This is a genomic window from Antarctobacter sediminis (genome assembly GCF_019218285.1).
GTDB classification, from domain to species: domain Bacteria; phylum Pseudomonadota; class Alphaproteobacteria; order Rhodobacterales; family Rhodobacteraceae; genus Antarctobacter; species Antarctobacter sediminis.
The window spans coordinates 1-23,699 of record NZ_JAHUZG010000013.1; the positions used below are offsets into that span (position 1 = coordinate 1).

Sequence of the window (23,699 nt, forward strand, 5' to 3'; positions counted from 1 at the left end):
ACAATATCAACAGCTTAGTCCGAAAGATTTCTGAACCAAAAGGTCAAACCAACCCAGACAACACCCCCAAATACCCAACCCAAACCACCAAACCAAACTTACCCACAGCATTACCCACAACCAAACCAAACAAAACAACCGAGTCACACACCAAAAACTAAGAACCCAGACAAATGGGGACACGAAAAATCCGCCCGAAGGCGGATTTCTCTGGGAATCACGGCAAGGAATCGGCCTCAGGCCAGTTTGGCACGAGGAATCAGGCGAATCCTCAGCGCCAGCAGGCCAAGGATGACGGCAAGGTAGATCAAAGGTTCGATCTGAAACCCCTTCACCAGCATAAGGTAATGCACGCCACCCAATAGCACTGCCGGGTAGGTCAGCCGATGCAGCTTGCGCCAACGCGGGCCCAGACGCCGCACCGACCAGTTGTTCGAGGTCGCCACCAAGGGAAGCATCAGAAGGAACGCAGCCATCCCGACGGTGATGTAGGGACGTTTGACGATGTCCGCCCAGATCTGCCCGATCAGTTGTACGTCCAGAACCAGCCAAACCAGCAGGTGCAGGAACACATAGGTAAATGTCATGATCCCGATGGCCCGGCGAAACTTCAGCAGGTTCAGCCCGGCCATACGGCGCAAAGGGGTGACGGCCAGTCCGGCAATGGCCAGTTGCAACGCAAACTCTCCCAGCGCATGTTCCAGCGCCTTGATCGGTTCTACCCCCAAGCCCCCTGTCAGCCCCTGATACAGGTAGAAGGGCGCCGGCAATGCCAACAAAAGATAGACAATCCACGTGGGCAGTTTGCGCGCCCCTTTGTTGAGCCTCTCAACCAACATCAGTAGTTCGCCTTGAGGTCCATGCCGTCATAAAGCGCCGCGACGTCCTCTTCGTAGCCGTTGAACATCAGGGTCGGCTGTCGCTTGGCAAACAGTCCGCCGCCAAGGCGGCGTTCGGTCGCCTGGCTCCAACGGGGGTGATCCACTGTCGGGTTCACATTGGAATAGAATCCGTATTCCCGGGGCCCGGCCTTGTTCCAAGACGTCGGCGGCTGTGTGTCTGTCAGGGTAATGCGGACGATCGACTTGATCGATTTGAATCCGTACTTCCACGGCACCACCAGACGGATCGGCGCACCGTTCTGGTTCGGGATCGGCTTTCCGTAGATCCCGGTCGCCATCATGGTCAGCGGATGCATGGCTTCGTCCAGACGCAGCCCTTCAACATAGGGCCAGTCCAGCACGCGATAGCGGGTGCCGGGCATTTCCTCGGGGCGATAGACGGTTTCAAAGGCCACGTATTTGGCCCCCGCTTGAACACCCGCCAAGTTCAGAAGGTCAGCCAGTTCAAACCCGTTCCAAGGCACCACCATCGACCACGCCTCGACACAGCGGAACCGATAGATGCGTTCCTCGATCGTCATCTGGCTCAGGATGTCGCCCAGCGCGTAATCGCCCGGCTTGTCCACCATCCCGTCGATCTTGATCGACCAGGGTTCGGTGGTCAGCAGGTGCGCGTTCTTGGCCGGATCGTCCTTGCGCGTGCCAAATTCGTAATAGTTGCAGTATGAGGTGATGTCGTCGAAGGCGTTTGGCTCCAACGCGTCCTGCGCCTGTGCCGCGCCCGGCATACTGCCCAGCGCCAGCCCGCCCAGTCCGGCCGCTGCCCCCGCGCCAAGGCCAAGGCCCGCAAGCACGCGACGACGGTTCAGGAAAAGCGGCTCCGGTGTCACGTCAGAGCGGGTAAGCTTGTTTGTCCAGCGGTGTGCCATGAATCCTCCAGCGGGTGTATCTTGGCAAAAACCTAGTCGACCCGCCTCGAAACCCAAACAAACACTGTCTCACGTTGCCGTCACGCGGCTGTAACACAGAGGATCAGAAAGCCCCCGCGGCGACCTCGGTTCCGATCCGCAAAACCTCGCGCACCAGAATTTCCAGATCGTCGGTACGTGTCCGGTGGTTGCAGATCGCCACTCGCAGACTGTGGCGACCGGCCACCGTGGTGTCCGAAATCGCGGCGATCCCTGCCTCTTGCAGCCTCAACATGATCTCCGTGTTCAGGGCGCGCAGGTCCTCTTCGGACAAGGGGCCCGGTTCGTAGCGGAAACAGGTGATGTTGATCGTGGTGGGTGCCATCAGCTTTAGCTCGGGCGTGGCGTCGACCATCCGGGCCAAGGTCTGCGCCTGCGCGATGTTCTGATCAATCAGCCGACCGAACTTTTCGACCCCATGTTCCTTGAGTGTCATCCAGACCTTCAGGGCGCGAAAGGCCCGCGACGTCTGAAGATTGTAATCGTGCAGGTATTCATTGGCCGCGATCCCGCGCGGCTTTTCCTCAAGGTATTCGGGATGCACAGCAAAGGTATCCCGGTGCAGCGATGCATCGCGGACAAGCGCGCATCCGGCCTCGAACGGCACATGCAGCCATTTATGCGGATCAAGCGCCATGGAATCCGCCTGTTCCAACCCGGCCACAAGATGGCCATTTTCCGGAGCGATGGCGATCAGCGCCCCGATGCAGCCATCGACATGGAACCACATGTCCTCGGCCCGACACAGCGCGGCGATCGCGGGCAAGTCGTCGATGGCCCCGGTGTTCACGGTGCCCGCCGTGGCGATGACGGCGGCAGGGCGCAGACCGGCGGCACGGTCTTTGGCGATCATCTCTTTCAAGGCTGTGACATCCATCCGAAAGTCCGGCAACGATGGCACCCGCCGCAACGCCTTGTTGCCCAGCCCCAGCAGTTCAACCGCCTTCTGGTGACAACTGTGAATTTGATCGGATCCATAGAAGCGCAGGGGTTTCGGCATGGCTGCCACGCCTTCGGCGCGCAAATCGACGCCTGCCTTGGCATTTCGCGCCGCCGTCAGGCCGATGATATTGGCCATCGACCCCCCGCTGACCAACGTGCCGCTGGACTCGGCCGGAAAGCCCATCATCTGCTTCAACCAAGCCACCACCTGATTGTCCATGTAGGCCGCGGCATTGTTGCCCCCACCCAGATTGGAACCGTCGATGGCCGAGAGGAACTCGGCCAACGCTCCGCTAAAGCTGCCTGACCCCATGTACCACATCCAGAACCTTGGATGGATGTTGCCCATCGGGAAAGGCATCAGCACCTTTTGCTGTTCTTCATAGACCTCGCCCAGCGCCTGAGGTGCCATCGGCAAGGGCCGTTCATAGGCCGCCCTGACCCCGGGTGGCAGATCCTGCCAGACCGGTCGCTCCCGGACATCGCGTATGTGGGCGATAGCATCGTCAATGGCCCGGTGTGCCAGATCCCGCACTCCGGCCCAATCTTCCGGGTCCAATGTTTCTTCGATACTCTTCGGCACAGCCCTGTCCATGGCGTCCTCCGCGCGATTGAAAATGACTTTCTTTGAAAAGGTCACTTGGTCATCGCGCCAGTCTACCACAGGACTCGCCGTCGCTGGCCGGCAATTCGGCAAAACAAACCGCCGGCCTGAGAACGGAAAGAGCCGTCAGGGTGCCTTGGCGTCCACTTGCATTCGCCGCAACGCTTCTTCGAACATGCGGTTGCCTGCCGCGCCGCCATCGGTCAGCCGTACCGAAGGGTAAATCTCGTTCATCTGGACCGAGGTGCCGTCATCCTTGACCACCCGCACGTGACGCCGCCGCATCTGGCGCGGCTCGGCCACGCCGACCGAATGGGCGATGGTTTCCACCTCGCCAATCACCGACTTGGCATAGGCTGCCACACGCTTGTCCTTTTCCGAAACAACGAGCCCCTTTTGCAGCGAGGGGATATGAGTCGTGATCCCCGTCGGGCAGGTGTTCTTGTTGCATTTCAACGCCTGGATGCAGCCAAGGCTGAACATGAACCCGCGCGCCGAGGTCACGAAATCCGCGCCAAGGCAGATCGCCCATGCCACGTCGCCCGGATTGATCAGCTTGCCCGCCGCGATGATCCTCACCCGGTCATGCAGGCCTGCAAGGTCGCGCAGGTCCACCATGCGGATCAGCGCCTCTTTCAGCGGCAGCCCCACAAGGTCGATCAGCGGCAGAGGCGCGGCACCGGTGCCGCCTTCGCCCCCGTCCACGGTGATGAAATCCGGCGCGCTTTCGTCGCCGCGTTCCTTGATCTTCTTGAAAAAGGCGAACCACGGATCAGCCGAACCCATACAGGTTTTGAAGCCGACGGGCTTGCCCGTGACTTCGCGGATGTGGCCGATCAGGTTCAACAGGTCGTCGAAATCGTCGACTTCGCGGTGCCGGTTGGGCGAAATCGCGTCCTTTCCCATCGGCACGCCCCGGATCTTCGAAACCTCTTCGTCGATCTTGGCCGCCGGCAGGATGCCACCCTTGCCGGGCTTTGCCCCCTGACTCAGCTTGATCTCGAACATCTTGATGTTGGGATTGGCGGCGATCTCTTTCAGCTTGGCATCGCTGAGGTTGCCCTCGTGGTCGCGCACACCGAACTTCGCCGTCCCGATCTGGTAGACGATGTCACAGCCCCCTTCGAGGTGATAAGGGGACAACCCGCCTTCGCCCGTGTTCAACCAGACGCCCGCCTTCTTGGCCCCCCGGCTCAGTGCGCGGACCGCCGGTTTCGAAATCGCACCGTAGGACATGCCCGAGATGTTGAAGATCGAAGGCGCAAGATAAGGTTCGCGACAAAAGGGGCCGATCATCATCGGCTCGGTCGAGGCATATTGATCGTCCAGCGGCGGAAAAACCGCGTTCATGAAGATCGGCGTACCGGGAATGTTCAGGTTCCGCGTCGACCCGAAGGCCACGGTGTTCCCCTTGCCGCCGCTGGCGTTGTAGACCCAGTTCCGCTGCGCACGGTTAAACGGCATTTCCTCGCGGTCCATGGCAAAGAAATACTGGCGAAAGAACTCGCCCAGTTCGGTAAACAGGTTCCGGAAGCGGCCGATCACCGGGTAATTCCGCCGAATCGCATCCCCTGTCTGCGTCTTGTCGATCACGAACATGATGATGACCAGGGCCACCGCCACGCCGATCATGAAGACGAAGAACAGCGCCAGGTACTGCAGCGCAGCCATCGCGTATTCCATATTCTACCCCCAGAATGTGTTGATTTGCCTCAAGGCCATGAAGATGCTCTAGCGTTACTTTGCCACCATCACAGACGAATGGCAGCCCGTCTGCGTAATTCGTGAAAGGGAGAGAGCATGAAACATTTTCTTGGCGCCGCGGCGCTGGCCTTGGCGGCCACCGGCGCTCTGGCCGATGGCATTGTCAGCTACGACACGGATCAAAGCTTTGACGACGTGGTCTTTGGGTTGGAAAACGCGATCCTCGACGCGGGGCTTGTGATCGACAGCGTCAGCCACACCGGCGACATGCTGGAACGCACCAAGGCGGACGTCGGTTCGGATGTGACGATCTTTACTCAGGCGGACATCTTCAGCTTCTGCTCGGCCAAGATCAGCCGCGAAGTGATGGAGGCAAACCCGATGAATGTTGTGTTCTGCCCCTATGACATCTTCGTCATCGTTCGCCCTGAAACGCCCGACACCACCACCATCGGCTTCCGCAGCTACCCCGAGGGCGAGATGAAGAAGGTCGAGAAGATGCTCGACGACATCGCCCGGGCCGCCATCGGGATCGACTGAATGCGCTGATCCTTGCGCGCTGTCAGGCGCAATTTCCGCCGGATCGATCACAAAGATGTAACTGGAAACAGGATTTGGCCTGCGCTTAGCCGGGCGACCCGCCCGGTCAAGCGGCAACCAGCAGATTTTGCGCTGATCCAGTTGCGCATGTCCCTCCGTAGCAAGGGCGATGTGACGGACACATCGTCCCAAGCGAACCAATGGAGGTTACCCATGATCCGCAAGACTTTCTTCGCCGCCACCGCAGCTCTCGCCTTTGCAGCACCGGCCTTTGCTGGCGGCCACTCGATGGACATCGTCGACACCGCCAAGAACGCCGGCAGCTTTGAGACCCTGCTGGCCGCTGCCACCGCCGCCGGTCTGGTGGACACGCTGAAAGGTGACGGCCCGCTGACTGTCTTTGCCCCGACCGACGCGGCCTTTGCAGCCCTGCCCGAAGGCACGGTGGAAAACCTGCTCAAGCCGGAAAACAAGGATCAGCTGACCGCGATCCTTACCTACCACGTGGTGGCCGGCAAGGTCATGTCGACCGATCTGGTCGACGACATGAAAGCCGCCACCGTTCAGGGCGATGAGATCACCATTGATCTCGACAATGGCGTGATGGTGGATGAGGCCAGCGTTGTCACCGCCGACATCGAGGCGTCGAATGGTGTGATCCACGTGATCGACAAGGTCATCATGCCCGGCATGTAAACCGCTCAATTCGCAAGGCCCACCCAGCGTGGGCCTTGCATCTACAAATCCCGGTCAAGGCTTGGCGCACATTCATATCGTGACCGATAAGCCCGGCTGAAAGCCTCTGCATTGTCATAGCCGCATTCCGTCGCAATCTCTCCGACCGGCAGCGTCGTATTTCGCAGCATGTCGCGCGCCTTGGCCAGCCGCAGGCGCACGAAATACGAAGTCGGAGAGCTGTGCAGATACCGGTTGAACAGCCGGTTCAGTTTCCACACCGGAACGCCCAGCGCCCCCGCCACCTCGGAAATGCTCTTACCTCGTGACAAATTCGCCTGCATGATCGCAACGGCGTCGCGCAACTCTTTCGGCATGCTTGGCGGTACGGCTTGCGGCATCCATCCGGCCACCGGCGGTTCGTAGGTCAGGATCTGCGCTACCCTCTGCGCCAGACGCGGATTGGTGAAATGCGCGATCAGCGCCAGCGTCATGTCCAATGTCGCCACGCCGCCCGCGCTGGAAAATCTTGGCGGCGAGAAATCGAACATTCGGTCCACAAAGAGACTGTCGGGGAACTGCCTGTGAAACCCGGCCATCGCCTCGGGGTGGGTGGCCGCCGGGCGCACGCCCAATAGGCCCGCCCGCGCAAAAACAAGCGCCCCGGTATCGACGCAGCCCAGCAGGCACCCCTTGCGGTCCAACCGCCTGAGCCACGCCAGCGTTTCTGCCGTCGACGAACTGTCCGGCTTGTAAGAGGCAAGCAGAATGGCCGCCTCTGGAATCTCTTTGGGCAGGGCCGCGGTCTCTAACGGGATGCGGCTGGAGGAATGGCAGGTGCCGCCCCTGTCCGAGACGGCCAGCCACTCAAACCGCTGCCGCCCCAACTCCCGGTTCGCGACCCGCAGGGGTTCCGTGATCAGGGTGAGCGACAGGATCGGGAAACCGTCCGCCACGTGAATCGCAATCTGAACCATGACCCAACCGTTTTTTGATGCATGGAATACGTCACCTAGCATCAACCGGCAGATGCGGACAGATCCTATCCTGACCTCGTAAAAGGGAGGTTTGTACATGAAGGACTTGGATCAATACCCGATCACGCCGGATTTCGACCACTGGCCTGTAACAGTGGCACCGGTGGCCGTTCATGGAAAGGACGGTGCGCTGGCAGTGGAATGGGCAGATGGCACGACCAGCCGCTATCACCCGTTCCTTTTGGCCGAGAATGACCCCTCGGCAGACACACTGCACCCGCTGTCACGGGAAACCACGCTGTCGCCGCTGGCCCTGCCAGAGGACCTTGCCGTCCGTTCGGCAGAGATCGCAGCCAACGGCGCCGTCACTGTGCACTGGTCCCACGACAGGCCTGCCAGCCGGTTCCACCCCGGTTGGCTGCATGGCAATGCATGGTTTGGCCACCCCCCGGCGCAACCGACCGAAGTGTTTTGGACCGCCGAGGAACAGCCCACCCCGCCCAGTTTCGACGGCACCGAAGCCCTGCGTGATCCGGCAATCTTTCTGGCCTGGCTGAGGGCGCTTCGCGATTATGGCGTGGCGCGGCTGGAAAACATGCCGAATGAGGACGGGTTGCTGATGCAGGTCGTGGAACGCATCGGGCCAGCACGGGAATCCAATTTCGGCCGGATGTACACGCTTGAAATCAAGGACCATCCGGACAGCAACGCCTTTACCTCGGACGCGCTGATGCAGCACATCGACATGCCAACGCGCGAACGCCCGCACGGGCTGCAATTCCTGTTCTGCCGGGACAATAGCACCAGCGGCGGCGAAGGTATCTATGCTGATGCCTACCGCATTGCCCGCGATCTGGCAGAGCAAGAGCCGGACCATTTCAAGGCGCTTTGCGAGATCAGCTGGACCTACAACAACCGATCCAAGACCAACAGTTACAAGGCGACCGGCCCGGTGGTCGAACGTGACGGAACCGGCAGGATCACCGGGATCCGCTACAACACATGGCTTCGGGCGCCGCTGGTGGCCTCGCTGGCCGATCAGGACCGCGCCTATCGCAGCTACCGCGCCTTTGCCGCGCGGGCGCAGGATCCAAAATACCAGATGACATTTGCCTATCGGCCCGGCGACCTTCTGGCATTTGACAACCGCCGGGCTCTGCATGGCCGCAACGGCTATGACGCGCAGGGCGGCACACGCTTTATCGAAGGCATCTACTCGGACCGGGATGACCTGCATTCCGCGATCCGAACCCTTGAACGCACCCTTTCCAAGGAAACCACAGCATGAACATCGCAGCCAATGTCACCCCGACCACCTGTAGCAAGGCCGAATGGCTGGCCCGGGTCGATCTTGCCGCCACTTTCCGCATCCTTGCGCAATACGGCATGTCGGATCTGGCCAATGGCGCCGTTGCGGCGCGCGTCCCGGACCAGCCCGATCATTACCTGGTTCACCCCTATGGCATGTTCTGGGAAGAGGCGACCGCCTCGGCGATGATCAAGATCGGGCCCGATGGCCTGCCCGTGGACCCTGACGGCCCATGGCTGAACGATGGCGTGCAGAACCTTTGCCAATGGATCTTTGGCGCACGCCCCGAGGCGATGTTCTTTGTTCACGGCCACGAGGAAGAGGTCATGGCGGTCGGATCAATCCAAGACGGTTTGCTGCCTCTGAACCAGCCCGCGATCTACCTTGGCAACCTGACCGGCTATATCGAATACGAATTCGACGAGGACGAGAGCTTTGGCCAGCATTTCATCGCAACGCTTGGCCGGCACCAGATCCTGATCAGCCGCAACCACGGCTATTATGCGCTTGGCACCACGGCGGCCGAGGCGTTCTTCCGCGCCTATTTCCTGCGCCAGACCTGTTCGACCCAGATCAAGACGCTGTCGATGGGGCGCGAGTTGCACCTGATCGACCCGCAGAAGGTTGCCCGCTACCAGGATCAGATGGCCCGGTCCGAACACTACAATTATGACGGCAAAACTGAATGGGCAGGATTGATCCGGATGCTGGACAAACGCAGCCCCGAGTACGCCGAATAACCCGGACGTGTTGACAAACAAAGCATCCCGGCCCGCCGGGATGCCGTTGAAATTCGACGCCCTGATCCCCTTATCGGCCTGACCCAGAAATTCCATTGGCCGGAGACCGACATGAAACGCCACGCCCTGAACGCTCACGACAGCGGGCTGCCCGCCCTTCATCGCCACGCGGCACGGGGCGCGCTTTCGGCGGTGCAGGCAGCGCTGGACGACGGACACCCGCTGCTCGAACTGGACGCGACAATGGGGGCAAGCGCCCTGCACTATGCCGCGCAGGGGGGATCGGTCAGCGTTGTGGACTTGCTGTTGCAACGCGGTGCGCTGGTAAATCTGCAAGCCCACAGCCACGGCATGACACCTTTGATGGTCGCCGTGTGGCACCGTCAAACCGCAGTGGTCGAACACCTGTTGGCGCAGCCAGAGATTGACGTCGACATCCGCGCCCGCACCGGTGCCACTGCCGAAGAAATGATCGGAGGCGGCAGCGGCCCCTACGAGGTCGAGAAGGACAAGGCCATCCGCGCGGCTTTTGCGCACTGGCGTCAGGCCCGGCCCGCGCTGTCGATCATCACCGCGCTGGAAGACCCCACCACGGCAGAGAAAAACAAGACCGCTCTGATCCGTAGCTTGCTGAGCGATGGGGCAGATCCGAACGAAGTGGCCGGAGCGTCGAGCACCAACAATCCCGGGCACTCTGCCCTGTTGATCGCCGCGCGTGACGGATTGGCCGATGTTGTGGCAGCCCTGCTCGCCGCAGGGGCCGACATGACACTGGTCGGAAATTTCATGCGTGCCCATCCCGCGCATAAAGCTGCCTACATGGGCCGCGCCGAAGTTTTGCGTCATCTTTGCGCACATCCGGATTTCGGCAAAATCGCCAACATTCAAGGCCCCTTTAACGGGTACACCGCCCTGCATGACGCAGCTTGGCATGGCCATATCGAGGCCACACGGGTGCTTTTGGAGGCCGGTGTAAGGACCGACCTGACCGGCTATGACGGCCTGACCCCGGCCCGGCTGGCAGAACACAGCGGCTATCCCGAGGTGGCACGCCTGATCGACACGTACCAAGGGTAACCCCACGTTGCGAAAGCGCACCGTTCCTTTGTGACATGCGTAAGAAAAAAGGCGGGGTTGCCCCCGCCTTTTGGCATTTTCACAGTGTCCACAGTGTCAGTGGACCACGGCATCGTCCGGCTTGGGCCGGTTGGTTGCCCCGACACGGTCACCGATCAAAAGCCCTTCGGCCCCCGCCGAAACGACGACCACATCGCCATCTGACACGTCTCCGGCCAGCAGCATCTCGGCCAGCGGGTTTTGCAGCGATCGCTGAATCACCCGTTTGAGCGGCCGCGCGCCGAACACCGGGTCATAGCCTTCGTCCGCCAGCCATGTCCGCGCCGCGTCGTCCAGCTCCAGCCGGATCTTGCGCGCTGCCAGCCGTTTGAGCAACCGCGCCAACTGGATGTCCACGATGCCGCTCATATCGTCCCGCTTGAGGCGGTCGAAAATGATCGTCTCGTCCAGACGGTTCAGGAACTCGGGGCGGAAATGCGCCCGCACGGCGTCCATCACGTCACGCTTGGCCTGACCGCTGTCCGCGCCCTCGGGCAGTTGGCTCAACGCCTGAGACCCAAGGTTCGACGTCAGGATGATCAGCGTCTGTTTAAAGTCCACAGTCCGGCCCTGACCATCGGTCAGCACGCCATCGTCCAGCACTTGCAGCAACACGTTGAACACGTCCGGATGCGCCTTTTCGACCTCGTCGAACAGCACCACCTGGTAGGGACGGCGCCGCACGGCCTCGGTCAGGACGCCGCCTTCGTCGTAGCCGACATAGCCCGGAGGCGCACCGATCAGACGGGCGACGGCGTGTTTCTCCATGAACTCGGACATGTCGATGCGGACCATCGCGCTGTCGTCGTCAAAGAGGAAATCGGCCACCGCCTTGGTCAGCTCGGTCTTGCCGACACCGGTCGGTCCAAGGAAGAGGAACGAGCCCAGCGGCCGGTTTTCATCGTTCAGACCGGCCCGCGCCCGGCGCACCGCGTTGGACACCGCCGTCACCGCCTGGCTTTGGCCGATGACCCGCTTGTGCAGTTCATCTTCCATCCGCAGCAGCTTTTCACGGTCACCTTCCAGCATCTTCGAAGTCGGGATACCGGTCCAGCGCTCCACGACGCTGGCGATATGTTCCGGCAGCACGGCCTCTTCGACCATGACGTCATCGCTTTCGGTTTCCGCCTCGCCCAGCTTGCGCTCCAGTTCCGGGATGCGCCCGTATTGCAGTTCACCTGCCTTGGCAAAGTTGCCTTCGCGTTTGGCGGTTTCCAGCTCGGCCCGGAGGTGGTCCAGCTCTTCCTTGAGATCGCGGGCAGAGGCCAGCTTGTCCCGTTCCGCCTGCCAGCGCGCGGTCATCTCGGCCGATTGCTGTTGCAGCTCGGACAGATCCTTTTCCAGCTTGGCCAGCCGATCCTTGGACGCCTGATCGTCTTCCAGACGCAGCGCCTCGACCTCGATCTGCTTTTGCAGGATGTCGCGGTCCAGCGCGTCCAGTTCCTCAGGTTTGGAGTCCACCTCCATGCGCAGACGGCTGGCGGCTTCGTCCATCAGGTCGATGGCCTTGTCCGGCAGGAACCGGTCCGTGATATAGCGGTGCGAAAGCGTCGCCGAGGTCACAAGGGCCGAGTCCGAGATCCGCACACCATGGTGCAGCTCGTATTTTTCCTTGATGCCACGCAGGATCGAAATCGTATCCTCGACGGTCGGTTCCTCGACCATCACGGGTTGGAAGCGCCGCGCAAGTGCCGCGTCTTTCTCAACGTGCTTGCGGTATTCGTCCAGCGTGGTCGCACCCACACAGTGCAGCTCACCACGAGCCAGCGCCGGTTTCAGCAGGTTGGAGGCATCCATCGCCCCGTCCGCCTTGCCCGCGCCAACCAGCGTGTGCATCTCATCGATGAACAGGATGATCTCACCCGCCGCCGAGGTCACCTCGGACAGGATCGACTTCAGCCGCTCCTCGAACTCACCGCGATATTTGGCACCTGCGATCAGAGCGCCCATGTCCAAAGCCAGCAGACGCTTGTTCTTGATCGATTCCGGCACGTCGCCGTTCACGATCCGCAGGGCAAGCCCCTCGGCAATCGCAGTCTTACCGACGCCCGGCTCACCGATCAGAACCGGGTTGTTCTTGGTCCGGCGGCTCAGCACCTGCATGGTACGGCGGATTTCCTCGTCCCGGCCGATGATCGGGTCGATCTTGCCCTCGCGGGCGCGGTCGGTCAGGTCCAGCGTGTATTTCTTCAGCGCCTCATAGCTGTCTTCGGCATTCGCGGTATCCGCCGTGCGGCCCTTGCGCACGTCGTTGATCGCCTCGTTCAGCTTTTGCGGCGTGACATTGCCTGCCTCCAGTGCCTCCTTGGCGGGGCTGCGCACCATGGCCAGCGCCGTCAGCATCCGTTCGACCGGCACATAGCTGTCGCCCGCCTTCTGGGCCAGCTTCTCGGCCTCGTCCAACACCTTGCCGGTGGCCGAATCCAGATAGATCTGGCCCGCATCGCCCGAAACCTTGGGAATCTTGGCCAGCTTTGTGTCAACCACCTGCACCACGCGATCGGGCACACCGCCCGAGGCCGCGATCAGGTTGGCCGCCATGCCCTCTTCGTCTTCCAGCAGGGCCTTGAGCAAATGTTCCGGGGCCAGTTTCTGATGGCTCTCTCGCATCGCAACTGTCTGCGCGGCTTGGATGAATCCGCGCGCACGTTCCGTGAACTTCTCCAAGTTCATGTCTCACTCCTTCCAACAAGCGCCCTTTGAAGTCCGCCACGCCCGCCTTTGCGGCACGCGGCTTTGTCAGGGCCTCGCATCCAAGATGGCCCTGCGCGATGATCTGTTCAAGAGCAGCGCGTTGCAAAAAAGCAACGGCGTTGCGCCGCAGGGGAAAAGCAGGCGATCATCATCGGGCATCACAAAGGAAATCCCATGTCCCAATTGTTCCCCTCGCTGCCCGATGCCCCGCTTTTGGCCGATGTCTTTCGGCGCTTCCCCGCCGCGGTTCGCCCGCTACTTGAACTCAATGACGCTGTCATGCGCGGCGAAAGCGAGCTGAGCGTGGCCCAGCGCGAGTTGATTGCCGCCTATGTGTCCAGCCTGAACGCCTGCCGTTTCTGTCTGGATGCCCATGTGGTGTTTGCCCGCGCCCATGGCATCCCCGAACCTCTGGTCGCGGCCATGCTGGAGGATCTGGACAGCGCCGGGGTCGACGACCGCCTTCGCCCGATCCTGCATTACGTGCACAAACTGACCCTCTCCCCCTCGCGGATGGTCGAGGCAGACGCCCGAGCGGTCCATGACGCCGGGTGGAGCGAAGAGGCGCTTTTTGATGCGGTTCAGGTCTGCGCCGTCTTCAACCTGATGAACCGGATCGTCGAGGGCACCGGAGTGCAGCCATTGCCTGCGACCAACGTGGCAGATGACTCTGCCCTGCCCCGGATGGACAGCTACGTGGATTTTGGTCGGCGGATCGGCGTGATCTGACAGGGCGCGGCGCAGCGCCCGCTTGACGGGACGCCGCCGGGCTTGCATTGACGCCGGGACCCCAAACAGGAGAGCCCCATGTCCGACGACCGCCTGATCGTAGCCCTAGACGTGCCCAATGTGATTGCCGGCATGGAACTGGTGGATCGCCTTGGCGACGCGGTGTCCTTCTACAAGATCGGGCTGGGCATGTTGACCGGCGGCGGTCTGGCGCTGGCCAACGAGTTGAAACAGGAACATGGCAAGCGGATCTTTCTTGACCTCAAGCTGTTCGACATCGGCGCGACGATCGAGGCCGCCGTGCGCGGTGTGGCGCAATTCGATCTCGACTTTCTTACCGTCCATGGCGACCCCTACGTTGTGCGTGCCGCCAAGGAAGGCGCGGCGGGTTCGCAGACCAAGATCTTGGCGGTGACCATCCTGACCTCGCTGGACCGCGAGGATCTGGACGGGGCGCTGATCCAGCCGGGCGACATTCCGGACCTTGTCCAGACACGCGCGGGCCGGGCCTTTGAGGCTGGGGCCGACGGGGTGATCTGCTCTCCGAATGAGGCGGCGCTGGTGCGCGCCTTGCCGCAGGCCGAAGGGCGTTTGATCGTCACCCCGGGCGTTCGTCCGGCTGGCGCCGATGTTGGCGATCAAAAGCGGATCGCCACCCCGGCGCAGGCCGTCCGCGACGGCGTGGACCATATCGTCGTCGGCCGTCCGATCCACCGCGCGCCAGACCCTCGCGCCGCCGCACAGGCGATCCTGTCGGAAATGGCTTCGCCGCAGGCACAACAGCCGAACGGCTGACCGGGGTCAGTCCTCGTTGATGTCCCGATCCCAGATGCGGGTCTGCCCCTTGCGGACCCCCATCGCCTGACGCAGCGCAAACCAAGCCACCAGCGACAGGATCGCAAAGGTCAAAAGCGTCAGCGGCAGCGACCCGCCCAGCATCGTGCCGCCGGTCAGCAGGAACAATAGCCCCATCGCCAGCGCGCCTATGGCAAAGCCCAAAAAAATGAAACCGGGCGCCAACAGTTCAAGGATGGCCAGCGCGATGCCGCCTGCCATCCAGACCCACCAAACATTCCAGCCCAGCCCCATCAGGCTTTCCCCTTCAGCATTTTGAAGGCGTCGGTGAAGGCATCCAGCGCGTTCGCCGGCAAAAGCACTGTCTGCTTGCCTTCGCCGGAACCGACTGTGGTCAGCGCCTCGACCTGCTTTAGCGCCACCTGATATTGCGCCGCCTCGATCCCGTTGTCCTGAATCGCCTTTGCGATGACCTGCGTAGCGTAGGCCTCGGCATCGGCGGTGATGCGGCGGGCCTTGGCGGCCTGCTCGGCGGCATAGAGCTCGGCGTCGGCCTGCAATTCAACGGCGCGCCGCTGGCCTTCTGCCTCGGTCACCAAGGCCCGACGGGCGCGTTCAGCGTTAAGCTGCTGCAACATCGCCTCGCGTGTGGCCTCATCAAGGTTCACGTCAAGGATTTCGGCCCGCGTGACCTCGATCCCCCAGTCGTCCACCGCATCCTCGACGTTTTTCTTGATCTCGCCAATCAACTGGCTGCGGTTCGATTGCACCTCGTCCAGTTCCATCCGGCCAATTTCGGCCCGGACGATCCCCGCCACCGTGGTGGCAATGGCCCCGTCCACGTCGCGGATGCGGTAGACGGTCTTTTCCGGTTCGAGGATGCGGTAAAATACGCTGGTCTCTACCTGCACCAAGACGTTGTCCGATGTGATCGCGTCCTGCGTCGCATCCGGCAACTGGCGTTCGAGAATGGAAATCTTGTGCCGCACCTTGTCGATGAAAGGCACGATCAGGTTGATCCCCGGCCCCAGCACCGCGCGCAGCCGTCCAAAGCGTTCGACCACGTATTTCTCGGATTGCGGTACGATCCGCACCCCCAGAAGGATGCAGAGGATGATGAACCCCGCCAGCAACAGCCAGACGATATTGCCCCCGGAAAAATCGATCGGAATGTCGTTGCCGCTCATGAAATCACCCTCCGGCTGCTTGAATGACCGCAGCATTGCAGACCTGAAAGGGAAGTGGAAGGCGAGAGGGCTATACCAACCGCCCTTATGCAAACGCCAAAGGCACGCCCGTCGTTCCCAAGGCACTGCCGCGCAGGCGATCCATCGCCCAAAACCCTAAAAACAGGCGAAAACTTGCGAAAATTCCCCGTCGCGCGGGGGTATTCCTGACCTGTTGACCCGATGAAATACCGTCAATCTGTCCCTACCTCTTGTGGATAAGCCCGACAAGGGCATGAGGTTAGGAGAGCGAAATGAGCACGTGGACCCCCCGCATCGACCAGGTGCGCTACAATGCCGCCGAGCAGTGTTTCGAGGCCCTGGTCACCGTCGTCACCCCGCAAGGCTTGTTGCGGGTCGCCAGCCAGTACGCGGCCCCCGTCACCACCGATTTCGAAGAGGCCGCCCGCGGCCTGTGGATGCGCGCCCGCCTAGCGCTGGGTACGCCAGAACGAATGCAGTTGCGCGAACCCGCCACCGAAATGCCCTCCGCCGCCTGAGAATTCGGCTCCATATACGCCTGTATGAGCCGCACCGCCGCTTCCCCTAGTCCCTCGGAATGCGGCGGCTTCCTGCCGGGGCCCGCGCCCTACCCAGCGGGTCCCGGCTTTTTTGCCATGTAGTCGCGCAGGATGTCCCGGAAATGCGGGATCGCATCCTCGGCCGCGACAAAGGCCTCGGGGCGCATGGCGGACCACCCTTCGCCCTCGTTGCCAAAGACCACCTCTCCAACGGCTCCTTGCGGCAGATGCGCCGCGAAGAACCAGCTGATCTTGCCCGCGTCATCGCGCACATGCGCAAGGCGAAGCGCGGCTTTGTCCACGGTCAGGCCAAGCTCTTCATTGGTTTCGCGAATGGCGCAGGCTTCTGGCGTTTCATCGCCGTCGCGTTCACCCCCCGGAAAATCAAGATAACCGGGCCATGGGATCGACGGTCTACGATCCCGGCGCAGCACCAAAAGCTGCTCACCCGCGAAGAGCATCAGTTTGGCGCCCGTGAACATCTGTCTTGGATCGCTCATGGCGCCCCCGTTTGCTGCGGCCTATATTGGCGCCATGCCCGCCCTGTGCCGCGATTGCCTGACCCAGTTCGAAACCGGAACCCGCTGTCCTTCCTGTGGACGGCCGCGGGTGATCGAACATGACGAACTGTGGGATCTCTCTATTGCCCATATGGACTGCGACGCATTTTACGCAAGCGTGGAAAAGCGCGACAATCCAGAGTTGGCTGACAAGCCGGTGATCATCGGGGGCGGTCGGCGCGGTGTTGTGTCCACCGCCTGCTATGTGGCGCGGATTCGCGGGGTGCGATCCGCCATGCCGATGTTCAAGGCGCTGGACCTGTGCCCCGATGCCGTCGTGGTCAAACCGCGGATGTCCGTTTACGCCGAAGTCTCACGCCAGATCCGAACGATGATGGAGGAACTGACCCCCGCCATCGAACCGCTTTCTCTGGACGAGGCCTTTCTTGATCTGACCGGCACCGCGCGGCTGCATGGCGCGCCCCCTGCGGTGATGTTGGCCCGGCTGGTCAAACGCATGAAGGACGAACTGGGAGTGACCGGTTCTATCGGCCTGTCGCACAACAAGTTCCTCGCCAAGATCGCCTCGGATCTGGACAAGCCACGCGGCTTTGCCGTGATCGGTGCTGCCGAAACCCAGGCTTTCCTGCGCCCCAAACCGATCCGTATGATCTGGGGCGTGGGGGAAGCGACGCAGGGCGCGCTGGAACGCGCGGGCATCCGCACCTTCGAGGACCTGTTGCGCTGGGACAAACAGGACCTCGTGGCGCGGTTCGGATCAATGGGGGACCGGCTCTGGCATCTCGCCCGAGGCGAGGACAAGCGTCGCGTAACCCGCAATGCTCCGATGAAAAGCATTTCGAACGAGACCACGTTTTTCGAAGATACGTCAGACCCCGATATTCTGGATGGCCACCTGTGGCGCATGGCCGAAAAGGTCGCCGACCGCGCCAAGGCCAAAGGCATGGCCGGTCGGGTCGTGACGCTCAAGCTCCGCCAATCGGATTTTCGCATCGTGACACGGCGGACGGCCTTGCCGGATGCCACGCAGATCGCCGACCGGATCTATCGCACCGCGAGGGCGCTGTTCGACCAGATGCCAACCGGGAAAAGCTATCGCCTGATCGGTGCCGGTCTCTCGGATCTGGTGCCAGAGGATCAGGCGGACATCTCTGGCGATCTTCTGGATCCGCAGGCCGGAACCCGGGCCAAGGCGGAACGCGCCACAGACGCGATCCGCGCAAAATTCGGCGAGGGCGCGATCCTCAAGGGGCGCGCGCTGCGCTGACCGCGGATTGAGCGTTTTATTGAACGCTTACGCCCCGCGACGCATCAGGTCGTCTTCTTCGCCGGTGGCATCAAAGCCATAAGCCTCCAGCCCGGCCTCAAGGTTATCGGCCAGATGTGGCGTGCCGATCAGGTATTCAGCTGTTGGTGTCGTCGCCTCGGCCACCGCGGTTTCATAGGCTTCGGCCCAATCTTCGGCTTCGAAGGCACCGCGCCCGACCCACATGACCGCAACCAGAGCGGCCTGTTCCTCTTCGTCCATCCGGTCGATCAGGCCACGCAGTTCGTTTTCGGCACGGTCCAGTTCGCGGGCCATCACGATGACGGCGGCCACCTTTCGCGGACTGATGTTTTCCATCTCGCGTCTCCTTGTATGTGCGCCGAGAGAAGATGACGCAGGAGCGGAAGTCAAACCTTGATCTTACGCAAAAAGCCGGAAGTAGAGCCAATCGGGCAAAAGCTGGCTGCCCCGGAACAACAGGGAAAACGCACTGGGAAAGGCCCTTTGGAACCGCGTGCCAGACATATGCCGAAAGCAGATTTCGGCTGCATCTTCCGGGTCCATGATGAAGGGCATGGTGAACTCGTTCTTTTCTGTCAGCCGGGTGCGGATATAGCCCGGCACCAACAACTGAACGTCAACGCCCGTTTTCCGCAGATCCGCATAAAGCGACTCTGCCAGCGCCATGACCCCGGCCTTTGACGACACGTATGGCGCGGCCCCGGGCAGCCCCCGGTAACCTGACAAAGACCCGGTCAGCACGAAATGCCCCGAGTCGCGCGCCACGAAACGCGGGATCACGACCCCGGTCAGCCGCATGGCACCGGTAAAATTCACATCGGCCATGGTATTGGCCTGTCGCGCATCCCAATCCTTTGCTCCGAAAGGCCAGTAGGCCCCGGCCACCTGAATTACACCGTCCAGATCGCCGATCCTTTGCGCCACCTCGTCCAGCGCCTCGGCGTCGGTCACGTCCAGCGGGGCGATCTCGGCCGGACCGGGCAAGGCACCAGCCAGATCCCTCAGCTTGTCTTCGCTGCGGGCGCTCAGAACCAGTGACACGCCCTCCCGGCTCAACCGGTGGGCCAGCGCAGCGCCCAGCCCTTCACTTGCGCCCACCAGCCAATAGCGTTTGCCCTGCCACTGTCTCACGCCGGTTCCTTCTGCCGCATCGTGGCGACCAGTTCCGCGACCTTGATGCCGAACTTTCGGAACTGCGACCGGTTCACGATGGTCCCGTTCGGTGCAAGATACATCCAGTCGGTGGTGTCCAGAACGTGGCCGCCCGCGTCTTCGTCCAGCTTTATCCGATAGCGCAGTTGCACCGTCGGACCGCTTTGCATGCCCTGCCCTTCGCCGACAACGTCCGGCGCGGTTGCCCGGATGCGACCGTCATTTCCAAGGGTAAGTTTCCAACTGCGATGCTGTTCCGCGCCGGAATCATAGCGGAAATGTTCATCCATCACGCCTTGGTTGCCATCCCAGCGGGCCATGAACTCGCCCACGAAACGCGAGGTCACGCGGCCTGTTGGGCCATAGATCACACCTTCGCAAATCAGCGGGCCGTTCAAATGATGGCGCAGATCAAAAGCTGCCCCCTTGTCATCGGCATAGTCCGCAGGTGTTTGCGCGGCAAAACCCAGCCATTTCGGCATCACAAGCATGAGCGTCAGCATCGCGACCGCGCCCAGAACAAGGAAAACCAGTGCCTCCATTATGACGCCTCCTTGATATTCGAGGGATAGTGCCCGTTGCTGACCTCAGATACCGGTGGTGTCGGGCGGGTCCGGTAACGCGCGCCCTTCCACCAAAGCTTGAGAGCTTGCCAGTGAATCAGCGCCAGCACCCGGCGCGCGCCGAACGGACGTCGCAGGGCCGAGCGCAGGATCTCACGGTTGGTCAACGGGACACGTGGGCCACAAAGTGTGGCGATCACCCCGCCATCGGCATGGGTGAAGTCGATCCAGATACCGATACGATCTGCGCGAATGTCGAACCGAAAGCTGTAGCCGCCCGCAATCGGCTGGAATGGCGACACGTGAAAGATCTTTTGCGCCTCTATCCGGTCGCTGGGCAAGATCGGAGCGCCATCGGCATGGGCGCAGAGATACGAATGCCTGTCACCGAAAGTGTTGGTGACCTCGGCAATCACCGCGCGCAGCTGGTCGCCGTGATAGGCCAGCCAGAAAGAAACCGGATTGAAGACATGTCCCAACAGGCGCGGCTGCGCGAGCAGCATCAGAGGGCCGTCGGCGGTGATCTCATGCGACGCCAGAACCTCGCGCGCCCAGATTGCGCCCTGCCCCAGACCGGGCGCACCACCGTGATCGCGGTCCTGCACCGAGGCAAGGTTGCCTCGGTTGCGCGAAAACAGACGGGGGCCGCGGAGCGTGGCCTCAGCATCCAGCATCACGTAATCCACCGAATAGCGAAAGGCGTTGGACACAGAGCCCTTGCGCCCGTGATAGGAATGCCCGCGGATCAAGTCGATCACTGTCATGCGGCCTCCTTCACGGTGCCACGGGCGAGGATGGCCTCGGCCACTTCGGCGGCGCTGGCCAATCCGTCTTCGTGAAAACCGTTCTTCATCCAAGCGCCGCAGAACCACGTTCCGCTGGCTCCGTTCATCTCTGCGATCGCGCGCTGCGCCCCCAGCGCGGCCAGATCAAAGACCGGATGGCGCAGGACGACCTCGTCGTAGATCAACTCTTCGCGGATCGGTCTGGTCGAGTTCAGTGTCACGAACATCGGATCATCGTCGGGGATCGGCTGAAGACAGTTCATCCAATAGGTCAGGTCGATGCAGTTCATTTCTTTCCGGGGGGCTTCGGTGTAGTTCCACGATGACCAACACGCCTTTCGCCGCGGCATCAGCGTGCTATCTGCGTGCAGCACGATCCGGTTCGGCTGATATGCGATTTTTTCCAGTGCCGCGCGCTCCTCGGGCCGGGCGTCGGACAACAGCCGCAAAGTGTCATCGGAATGGGTGGCAAAAACCACTTCGTCGAACAGCTCCCAGTCACCGCCCTGCAAGCGGATTTCCACACCAGCAGGCACGCGGCGCACCGCCGCGACCCGTGCGCCCATACGCAGGTCAACACCCTGGGCCCGCATCGCCGCGCCAAGACGGTCGACATACTCTCTGGACCCGCCCTTGACCGTGTACCACTGATGCTGGCCAGTGTGGCTGAGCAGGGCATGGTTTTCGAAAAAGCGGATTAGCGCATAGGCCGGGAAATCAAGGATCTTGTCCGTTGGCGTGGACCAGATCGCCCCGGACAGCGGCAAGAGGTAATAGTCTCGGAACCAATCCCCTGTCCCCATCTGGTCAAGAAAATCCCCCAAAGGCACCGATGGATCACGGGCCGCGTCCAACGCGCGGGAATTGAACTTGAGGATGTCCCGGATCATGCTGAGGAACCGTGGGTTGAGCGCATTTCGCTTTTGCGCAAATACGGCGCGCAAATCGCGCAACCCGTATTCCATCGCACCGCCCCGCAGACTGGCGGAAAAGCTCATATCGGATTTCGCAACCGGCACATCCAACCTGTCAAAAAGCGAGGTCAGTAGTGGATAGTTCGCGTAGTTGAAAACGATGAAGCCGGTATCGACCGGCTGATTCCCATTGCGGCCGGCCAGCTTGGTGCGGGCATGACCGCCAAGGCGCTGCGCCGTTTCAAACAGAGTGACCTGATGAGCGTCGCCCAACATATTCGCCACCCCCATCCCCGAGATGCCACCTCCGATCACGGCGATCTTACGTGCTGGTGTGGCGCTGGATTCGAATGGCATGTGTGGGTCGTCCCTTGCTGTCACCGTTGTCAGCTATTGCTACGGGTGGCAGCGCGTTCCGGATGAAAATGAACCCAAATTAAATGCAGAAAAAAGGTGATCCATTTTGCACAGACCTGCGTAGAGTCACTATGTTTGGCGCATCTGAACCCTTTGACCCCCGCGACGCCACGACTGTTGCGGCACCCCCGCCCAAGCGGCATTCAGGGGGCAGAGGATCCAATGGGGCCAAACGCGTGAACGTCGAGCAAACAGCGGAAGATGTAAAAGATTGGTCCGCCGTACTGGCGCGTATCCGCGACGAGCGAGACGAAGCTGCGTTTGTGGAACTCTTCAACCACTTCGCTCCGCGGTTAAAAGCATTCCTCATGCGTTCCGGCGCAGATGCGGCCTTGGCAGAGGAATGTGTGCAGGAGGTCATGGCGACCGTTTGGCAAAAATCGGCACAGTTCGATCCGTCCCGCGCCTCTGTCGCCACATGGGTATTTACGATTGCCCGCAATCGCAGGATCGACGTTCTGCGCAGGCAAAAGAGGCCCGAACCCGAGGACCTTCCTTGGGGCCCCGAAGCAGAACCTGACCAAGAGGATCAGGTCAGCCTGCAACAGGAAACCGAACACCTGGGAGAGGCTCTGGCCTCTCTCCCCGCGAAACAGCGGGAGTTGATCGAAAAGGCCTACTTTGGCGATCTGACGCACAGCGAGATTGCCGAAGCGACGGGACTGCCCCTTGGCACGATCAAATCCCGTATCCGACTGGCTCTGCAACGCCTAAGACACGCTATGGACAGGGTTTGATACCGCCATGACGACGATCCAACATCATCTGACCGAAGACCTGATCCTTGGGTATTCCGCCGGCACCTTGCCCGAAGCGGTCAACCTGATCATTGCGACCCATATATCCATGTGTGACGAATGCCGTGCGGCTGTCGAAGCGCATGATGCCATTGGTGGTGCGCTTCTCGAAGACGCAGATGCGGCAACCGCGGTCAGCGGCGCCTGCCTTGAAGGCGCACTTGCTCTGATTCGCGGATCAGACACGCCCTCTCCTCGTGACATTCGCGTGCCGCAGGATCCGGTCGCACCGGCCCCATTGCGGGATTACATTGGCGGCTCTCTGGACGAGGTCAAATGGCGTCCAGTTGCCTTGGGGGTAAAGCAAGCGATCCTCAAGACGTCCTCCGAAGCGACGGCACGCCTGCTGTATATCCCCGCGGGAACAGCGATGCCGGATCACGGACATCGAGGGATCGAACTGACGCTCGTTCTGAAAGGCGCGTTTCAGGATGACGAAGGCTATTTCGCCCGCGGTGACATAGAAATTGCCAATGAGGGGCTGCATCACACGCCGGTTGCCGACATTTCAGAAGACTGCATTTGTCTTGCAGTTACCGATGCGCCATTGCGTTTGAAGGGACTTGCACGTCTGGCGCAGCCGTTTTTCCGGATTTGATACACGTTATTGGATCTGGGGAGGCTGGATCGGTTTTTCATCGGATCCGTTCGCTGTACAAGTCGGCGGCATTTGGTGTGAACTGAGTTTGGTGACGCGCGTTTGGGGTTTGGTCTTCCCTTTTTTTGTTGATATTTTTTGGATATTTTGACTTTGGAATATTAAAAAGGCCGCGACCCTTTCAGGTGCGGCCTGGTTTTTTAATTTGGTTGCGGGGGTAGGATTTGAACCTACGACCTTCAGGTTATGAGCCTGACGAGCTACCGGGCTGCTCCACCCCGC

25 protein-coding genes are annotated in these 23,699 nt (G+C 61.3%); 11 read left to right on the forward strand and 14 right to left on the reverse strand.

All coding sequences use genetic code 11. From position 1 onward, the window contains the following. Positions 1 to 236: 236 nt before the first annotated feature. From msrQ to KJP30_RS24600, 4 genes are all read right to left on the reverse strand, one after another. On the reverse strand, positions 237 to 839 hold the full coding sequence (msrQ, locus tag KJP30_RS24585) for a protein-methionine-sulfoxide reductase heme-binding subunit MsrQ (protein WP_218452197.1): 603 nt from the start codon (positions 837 to 839) through the stop codon (positions 237 to 239). After that, complete coding sequence (msrP, locus tag KJP30_RS24590) at positions 839 to 1,771, reverse strand: protein-methionine-sulfoxide reductase catalytic subunit MsrP (RefSeq protein WP_218452198.1); 933 nt, start codon at positions 1,769 to 1,771, stop codon at positions 839 to 841. Before msrP ends, msrQ begins: the two co-directional genes overlap by 1 nt. A 103-nt stretch (positions 1,772 to 1,874) precedes the next feature. Further along, on the reverse strand, positions 1,875 to 3,347 hold the full coding sequence (locus tag KJP30_RS24595) for a pyridoxal phosphate-dependent decarboxylase family protein (RefSeq protein WP_218452199.1): 1,473 nt from the start codon (positions 3,345 to 3,347) through the stop codon (positions 1,875 to 1,877). Between the two features lie 135 nt (positions 3,348 to 3,482). Next, on the reverse strand, positions 3,483 to 5,027 hold the full coding sequence (locus tag KJP30_RS24600; RefSeq protein WP_425515732.1) for an FMN-binding glutamate synthase family protein: 1,545 nt from the start codon (positions 5,025 to 5,027) through the stop codon (positions 3,483 to 3,485). A gap of 129 nt (positions 5,028 to 5,156) precedes the next feature. Here KJP30_RS24600 and KJP30_RS24605 point away from each other — a divergent pair, with 129 nt between their 5' ends. Continuing rightward, positions 5,157 to 5,600 (forward strand): DUF302 domain-containing protein, encoded by a 444-nt coding sequence (locus tag KJP30_RS24605; protein WP_218452201.1) that lies wholly within the window; start codon positions 5,157 to 5,159, stop codon positions 5,598 to 5,600. A gap of 213 nt (positions 5,601 to 5,813) precedes the next feature. Then, positions 5,814 to 6,296 carry a fasciclin domain-containing protein gene (locus KJP30_RS24610; RefSeq protein ID WP_218452202.1) on the forward strand — a complete coding sequence of 161 codons (483 nt, stop codon included), beginning with the start codon at positions 5,814 to 5,816 and terminating at the stop codon, positions 6,294 to 6,296. Positions 6,297 to 6,337: 41 nt separating this feature from the next. On the opposite strand, the gene KJP30_RS24615 is transcribed toward KJP30_RS24610, so the two are convergent. Beyond that, positions 6,338 to 7,252 (reverse strand): GlxA family transcriptional regulator, encoded by a 915-nt coding sequence (locus KJP30_RS24615; protein ID WP_218452203.1) that lies wholly within the window; start codon positions 7,250 to 7,252, stop codon positions 6,338 to 6,340. Between the two features lie 97 nt (positions 7,253 to 7,349). On the opposite strand from KJP30_RS24615, the gene KJP30_RS24620 reads away from it, so the two are divergent. The 3 genes from KJP30_RS24620 (at position 7,350) to KJP30_RS24630 (ending at position 10,378) form a co-directional block, all read left to right on the forward strand. Then, on the forward strand, positions 7,350 to 8,540 hold the full coding sequence (locus KJP30_RS24620; protein WP_218452204.1) for a TauD/TfdA family dioxygenase: 1,191 nt from the start codon (positions 7,350 to 7,352) through the stop codon (positions 8,538 to 8,540). After that, entirely contained in the window at positions 8,537 to 9,301 is a 765-nt protein-coding gene (locus KJP30_RS24625; protein WP_218452205.1) for a class II aldolase/adducin family protein, read from the forward strand. The genes KJP30_RS24620 and KJP30_RS24625 overlap by 4 nt, the downstream gene beginning before the upstream one ends. A 111-nt stretch (positions 9,302 to 9,412) precedes the next feature. Beyond that, the gene (locus KJP30_RS24630) at positions 9,413 to 10,378 is read left to right on the forward strand and encodes an ankyrin repeat domain-containing protein (protein ID WP_218452206.1); all 966 of its coding nucleotides are present in this window, start codon (positions 9,413 to 9,415) and stop codon (positions 10,376 to 10,378) included. Positions 10,379 to 10,474: 96 nt separating this feature from the next. Here the strand turns inward: KJP30_RS24630 and clpB are convergent, their stop codons facing one another. Continuing rightward, positions 10,475 to 13,090 (reverse strand): ATP-dependent chaperone ClpB, encoded by a 2,616-nt coding sequence (gene clpB, locus KJP30_RS24635; RefSeq protein WP_218452207.1) that lies wholly within the window; start codon positions 13,088 to 13,090, stop codon positions 10,475 to 10,477. A gap of 195 nt (positions 13,091 to 13,285) precedes the next feature. Here clpB and KJP30_RS24640 point away from each other — a divergent pair, with 195 nt between their 5' ends. After that, positions 13,286 to 13,840 carry a carboxymuconolactone decarboxylase family protein gene (locus tag KJP30_RS24640; RefSeq protein WP_218452208.1) on the forward strand — a complete coding sequence of 185 codons (555 nt, stop codon included), beginning with the start codon at positions 13,286 to 13,288 and terminating at the stop codon, positions 13,838 to 13,840. Positions 13,841 to 13,918: 78 nt separating this feature from the next. After that, on the forward strand, positions 13,919 to 14,635 hold the full coding sequence (gene pyrF, locus KJP30_RS24645) for an orotidine-5'-phosphate decarboxylase (protein WP_218452209.1): 717 nt from the start codon (positions 13,919 to 13,921) through the stop codon (positions 14,633 to 14,635). A gap of 6 nt (positions 14,636 to 14,641) precedes the next feature. On the opposite strand, the gene KJP30_RS24650 is transcribed toward pyrF, so the two are convergent. Both KJP30_RS24650 and KJP30_RS24655 read right to left on the reverse strand, forming a co-directional pair. Next, positions 14,642 to 14,929: an NfeD family protein gene (locus KJP30_RS24650; protein WP_218452211.1), complete on the reverse strand. Its 288-nt coding sequence runs from the start codon at positions 14,927 to 14,929 to the stop codon at positions 14,642 to 14,644. After that, positions 14,929 to 15,822, reverse strand: a complete 894-nt coding sequence (locus tag KJP30_RS24655) for an SPFH domain-containing protein (protein ID WP_218452212.1) — start codon at positions 15,820 to 15,822, stop codon at positions 14,929 to 14,931. Before KJP30_RS24655 ends, KJP30_RS24650 begins: the two co-directional genes overlap by 1 nt. Before the next feature lie 293 nt (positions 15,823 to 16,115). Between KJP30_RS24655 and KJP30_RS24660 the strand changes: the two genes are divergently transcribed. Further along, positions 16,116 to 16,361, forward strand: coding sequence for a hypothetical protein (locus KJP30_RS24660; RefSeq protein ID WP_218452213.1), 246 nt, complete (start codon positions 16,116 to 16,118; stop codon positions 16,359 to 16,361). Positions 16,362 to 16,450: 89 nt separating this feature from the next. Here the strand turns inward: KJP30_RS24660 and KJP30_RS24665 are convergent, their stop codons facing one another. Continuing rightward, complete coding sequence (locus KJP30_RS24665) at positions 16,451 to 16,882, reverse strand: NUDIX hydrolase (RefSeq protein WP_246594751.1); 432 nt, start codon at positions 16,880 to 16,882, stop codon at positions 16,451 to 16,453. A 34-nt stretch (positions 16,883 to 16,916) separates the two neighbouring features. Between KJP30_RS24665 and KJP30_RS24670 the strand changes: the two genes are divergently transcribed. Further along, a complete protein-coding gene (locus tag KJP30_RS24670; protein ID WP_218452221.1) occupies positions 16,917 to 18,170 on the forward strand; it encodes a DNA polymerase IV in 1,254 nt (417 codons plus the stop codon). Positions 18,171 to 18,197: 27 nt separating this feature from the next. Here KJP30_RS24670 and KJP30_RS24675 read toward each other — a convergent pair whose 3' ends face one another. From KJP30_RS24675 to KJP30_RS24695, 5 genes are all read right to left on the reverse strand, one after another. After that, entirely contained in the window at positions 18,198 to 18,527 is a 330-nt protein-coding gene (locus KJP30_RS24675; protein WP_218452214.1) for a DUF3775 domain-containing protein, read from the reverse strand. 63 nt (positions 18,528 to 18,590) lie between these two features. Then, positions 18,591 to 19,322 (reverse strand): SDR family NAD(P)-dependent oxidoreductase, encoded by a 732-nt coding sequence (locus KJP30_RS24680; protein WP_218452215.1) that lies wholly within the window; start codon positions 19,320 to 19,322, stop codon positions 18,591 to 18,593. After that, positions 19,319 to 19,885 carry a DUF3833 domain-containing protein gene (locus KJP30_RS24685; protein WP_218452216.1) on the reverse strand — a complete coding sequence of 189 codons (567 nt, stop codon included), beginning with the start codon at positions 19,883 to 19,885 and terminating at the stop codon, positions 19,319 to 19,321. The genes KJP30_RS24680 and KJP30_RS24685 overlap by 4 nt, the downstream gene beginning before the upstream one ends. Further along, complete coding sequence (locus tag KJP30_RS24690; protein ID WP_218452217.1) at positions 19,885 to 20,670, reverse strand: DUF1365 domain-containing protein; 786 nt, start codon at positions 20,668 to 20,670, stop codon at positions 19,885 to 19,887. The genes KJP30_RS24685 and KJP30_RS24690 overlap by 1 nt, the downstream gene beginning before the upstream one ends. After that, on the reverse strand, positions 20,667 to 21,962 hold the full coding sequence (locus tag KJP30_RS24695) for an NAD(P)/FAD-dependent oxidoreductase (RefSeq protein WP_218452218.1): 1,296 nt from the start codon (positions 21,960 to 21,962) through the stop codon (positions 20,667 to 20,669). Before KJP30_RS24695 ends, KJP30_RS24690 begins: the two co-directional genes overlap by 4 nt. A 236-nt stretch (positions 21,963 to 22,198) precedes the next feature. Between KJP30_RS24695 and KJP30_RS24700 the strand changes: the two genes are divergently transcribed. Both KJP30_RS24700 and KJP30_RS24705 read left to right on the forward strand, forming a co-directional pair. Beyond that, complete coding sequence (locus KJP30_RS24700; RefSeq protein ID WP_224874787.1) at positions 22,199 to 22,759, forward strand: sigma-70 family RNA polymerase sigma factor; 561 nt, start codon at positions 22,199 to 22,201, stop codon at positions 22,757 to 22,759. Between the two features lie 7 nt (positions 22,760 to 22,766). Continuing rightward, positions 22,767 to 23,417: a ChrR family anti-sigma-E factor gene (locus tag KJP30_RS24705; RefSeq protein ID WP_218452219.1), complete on the forward strand. Its 651-nt coding sequence runs from the start codon at positions 22,767 to 22,769 to the stop codon at positions 23,415 to 23,417. The last annotated feature ends 282 nt before the right edge of the window (positions 23,418 to 23,699 follow it).

Bases quoted from the DNA above. Each gene is read 5' to 3' on its own strand.
- msrQ (WP_218452197.1), bottom strand. From the start codon at position 839: ATGTTGGTTGAGAGGCTCAACAAAGGGGCGCGCAAACTGCCCACGTGG.
- msrP (WP_218452198.1), bottom strand. From the start codon at position 1,771: ATGGCACACCGCTGGACAAACAAGCTTACCCGCTCTGACGTGACACCG.
- KJP30_RS24595 (WP_218452199.1), bottom strand. From the start codon at position 3,347: ATGGACAGGGCTGTGCCGAAGAGTATCGAAGAAACATTGGACCCGGAA.
- KJP30_RS24600 (WP_425515732.1), bottom strand. From the start codon at position 5,027: ATGGCTGCGCTGCAGTACCTGGCGCTGTTCTTCGTCTTCATGATCGGC.
- KJP30_RS24605 (WP_218452201.1), top strand. From the start codon at position 5,157: ATGAAACATTTTCTTGGCGCCGCGGCGCTGGCCTTGGCGGCCACCGGC.
- KJP30_RS24610 (WP_218452202.1), top strand. From the start codon at position 5,814: ATGATCCGCAAGACTTTCTTCGCCGCCACCGCAGCTCTCGCCTTTGCA.
- KJP30_RS24615 (WP_218452203.1), bottom strand. From the start codon at position 7,252: ATGGTTCAGATTGCGATTCACGTGGCGGACGGTTTCCCGATCCTGTCG.
- KJP30_RS24620 (WP_218452204.1), top strand. From the start codon at position 7,350: ATGAAGGACTTGGATCAATACCCGATCACGCCGGATTTCGACCACTGG.
- KJP30_RS24625 (WP_218452205.1), top strand. From the start codon at position 8,537: ATGAACATCGCAGCCAATGTCACCCCGACCACCTGTAGCAAGGCCGAA.
- KJP30_RS24630 (WP_218452206.1), top strand. From the start codon at position 9,413: ATGAAACGCCACGCCCTGAACGCTCACGACAGCGGGCTGCCCGCCCTT.
- clpB (WP_218452207.1), bottom strand. From the start codon at position 13,090: ATGAACTTGGAGAAGTTCACGGAACGTGCGCGCGGATTCATCCAAGCC.
- KJP30_RS24640 (WP_218452208.1), top strand. From the start codon at position 13,286: ATGTCCCAATTGTTCCCCTCGCTGCCCGATGCCCCGCTTTTGGCCGAT.
- pyrF (WP_218452209.1), top strand. From the start codon at position 13,919: ATGTCCGACGACCGCCTGATCGTAGCCCTAGACGTGCCCAATGTGATT.
- KJP30_RS24650 (WP_218452211.1), bottom strand. From the start codon at position 14,929: ATGGGGCTGGGCTGGAATGTTTGGTGGGTCTGGATGGCAGGCGGCATC.
- KJP30_RS24655 (WP_218452212.1), bottom strand. From the start codon at position 15,822: ATGAGCGGCAACGACATTCCGATCGATTTTTCCGGGGGCAATATCGTC.
- KJP30_RS24660 (WP_218452213.1), top strand. From the start codon at position 16,116: ATGAGCACGTGGACCCCCCGCATCGACCAGGTGCGCTACAATGCCGCC.
- KJP30_RS24665 (WP_246594751.1), bottom strand. From the start codon at position 16,882: ATGAGCGATCCAAGACAGATGTTCACGGGCGCCAAACTGATGCTCTTC.
- KJP30_RS24670 (WP_218452221.1), top strand. From the start codon at position 16,917: ATGCCCGCCCTGTGCCGCGATTGCCTGACCCAGTTCGAAACCGGAACC.
- KJP30_RS24675 (WP_218452214.1), bottom strand. From the start codon at position 18,527: ATGGAAAACATCAGTCCGCGAAAGGTGGCCGCCGTCATCGTGATGGCC.
- KJP30_RS24685 (WP_218452216.1), bottom strand. From the start codon at position 19,885: ATGGAGGCACTGGTTTTCCTTGTTCTGGGCGCGGTCGCGATGCTGACG.
- KJP30_RS24690 (WP_218452217.1), bottom strand. From the start codon at position 20,670: ATGACAGTGATCGACTTGATCCGCGGGCATTCCTATCACGGGCGCAAG.
- KJP30_RS24695 (WP_218452218.1), bottom strand. From the start codon at position 21,962: ATGCCATTCGAATCCAGCGCCACACCAGCACGTAAGATCGCCGTGATC.
- KJP30_RS24705 (WP_218452219.1), top strand. From the start codon at position 22,767: ATGACGACGATCCAACATCATCTGACCGAAGACCTGATCCTTGGGTAT.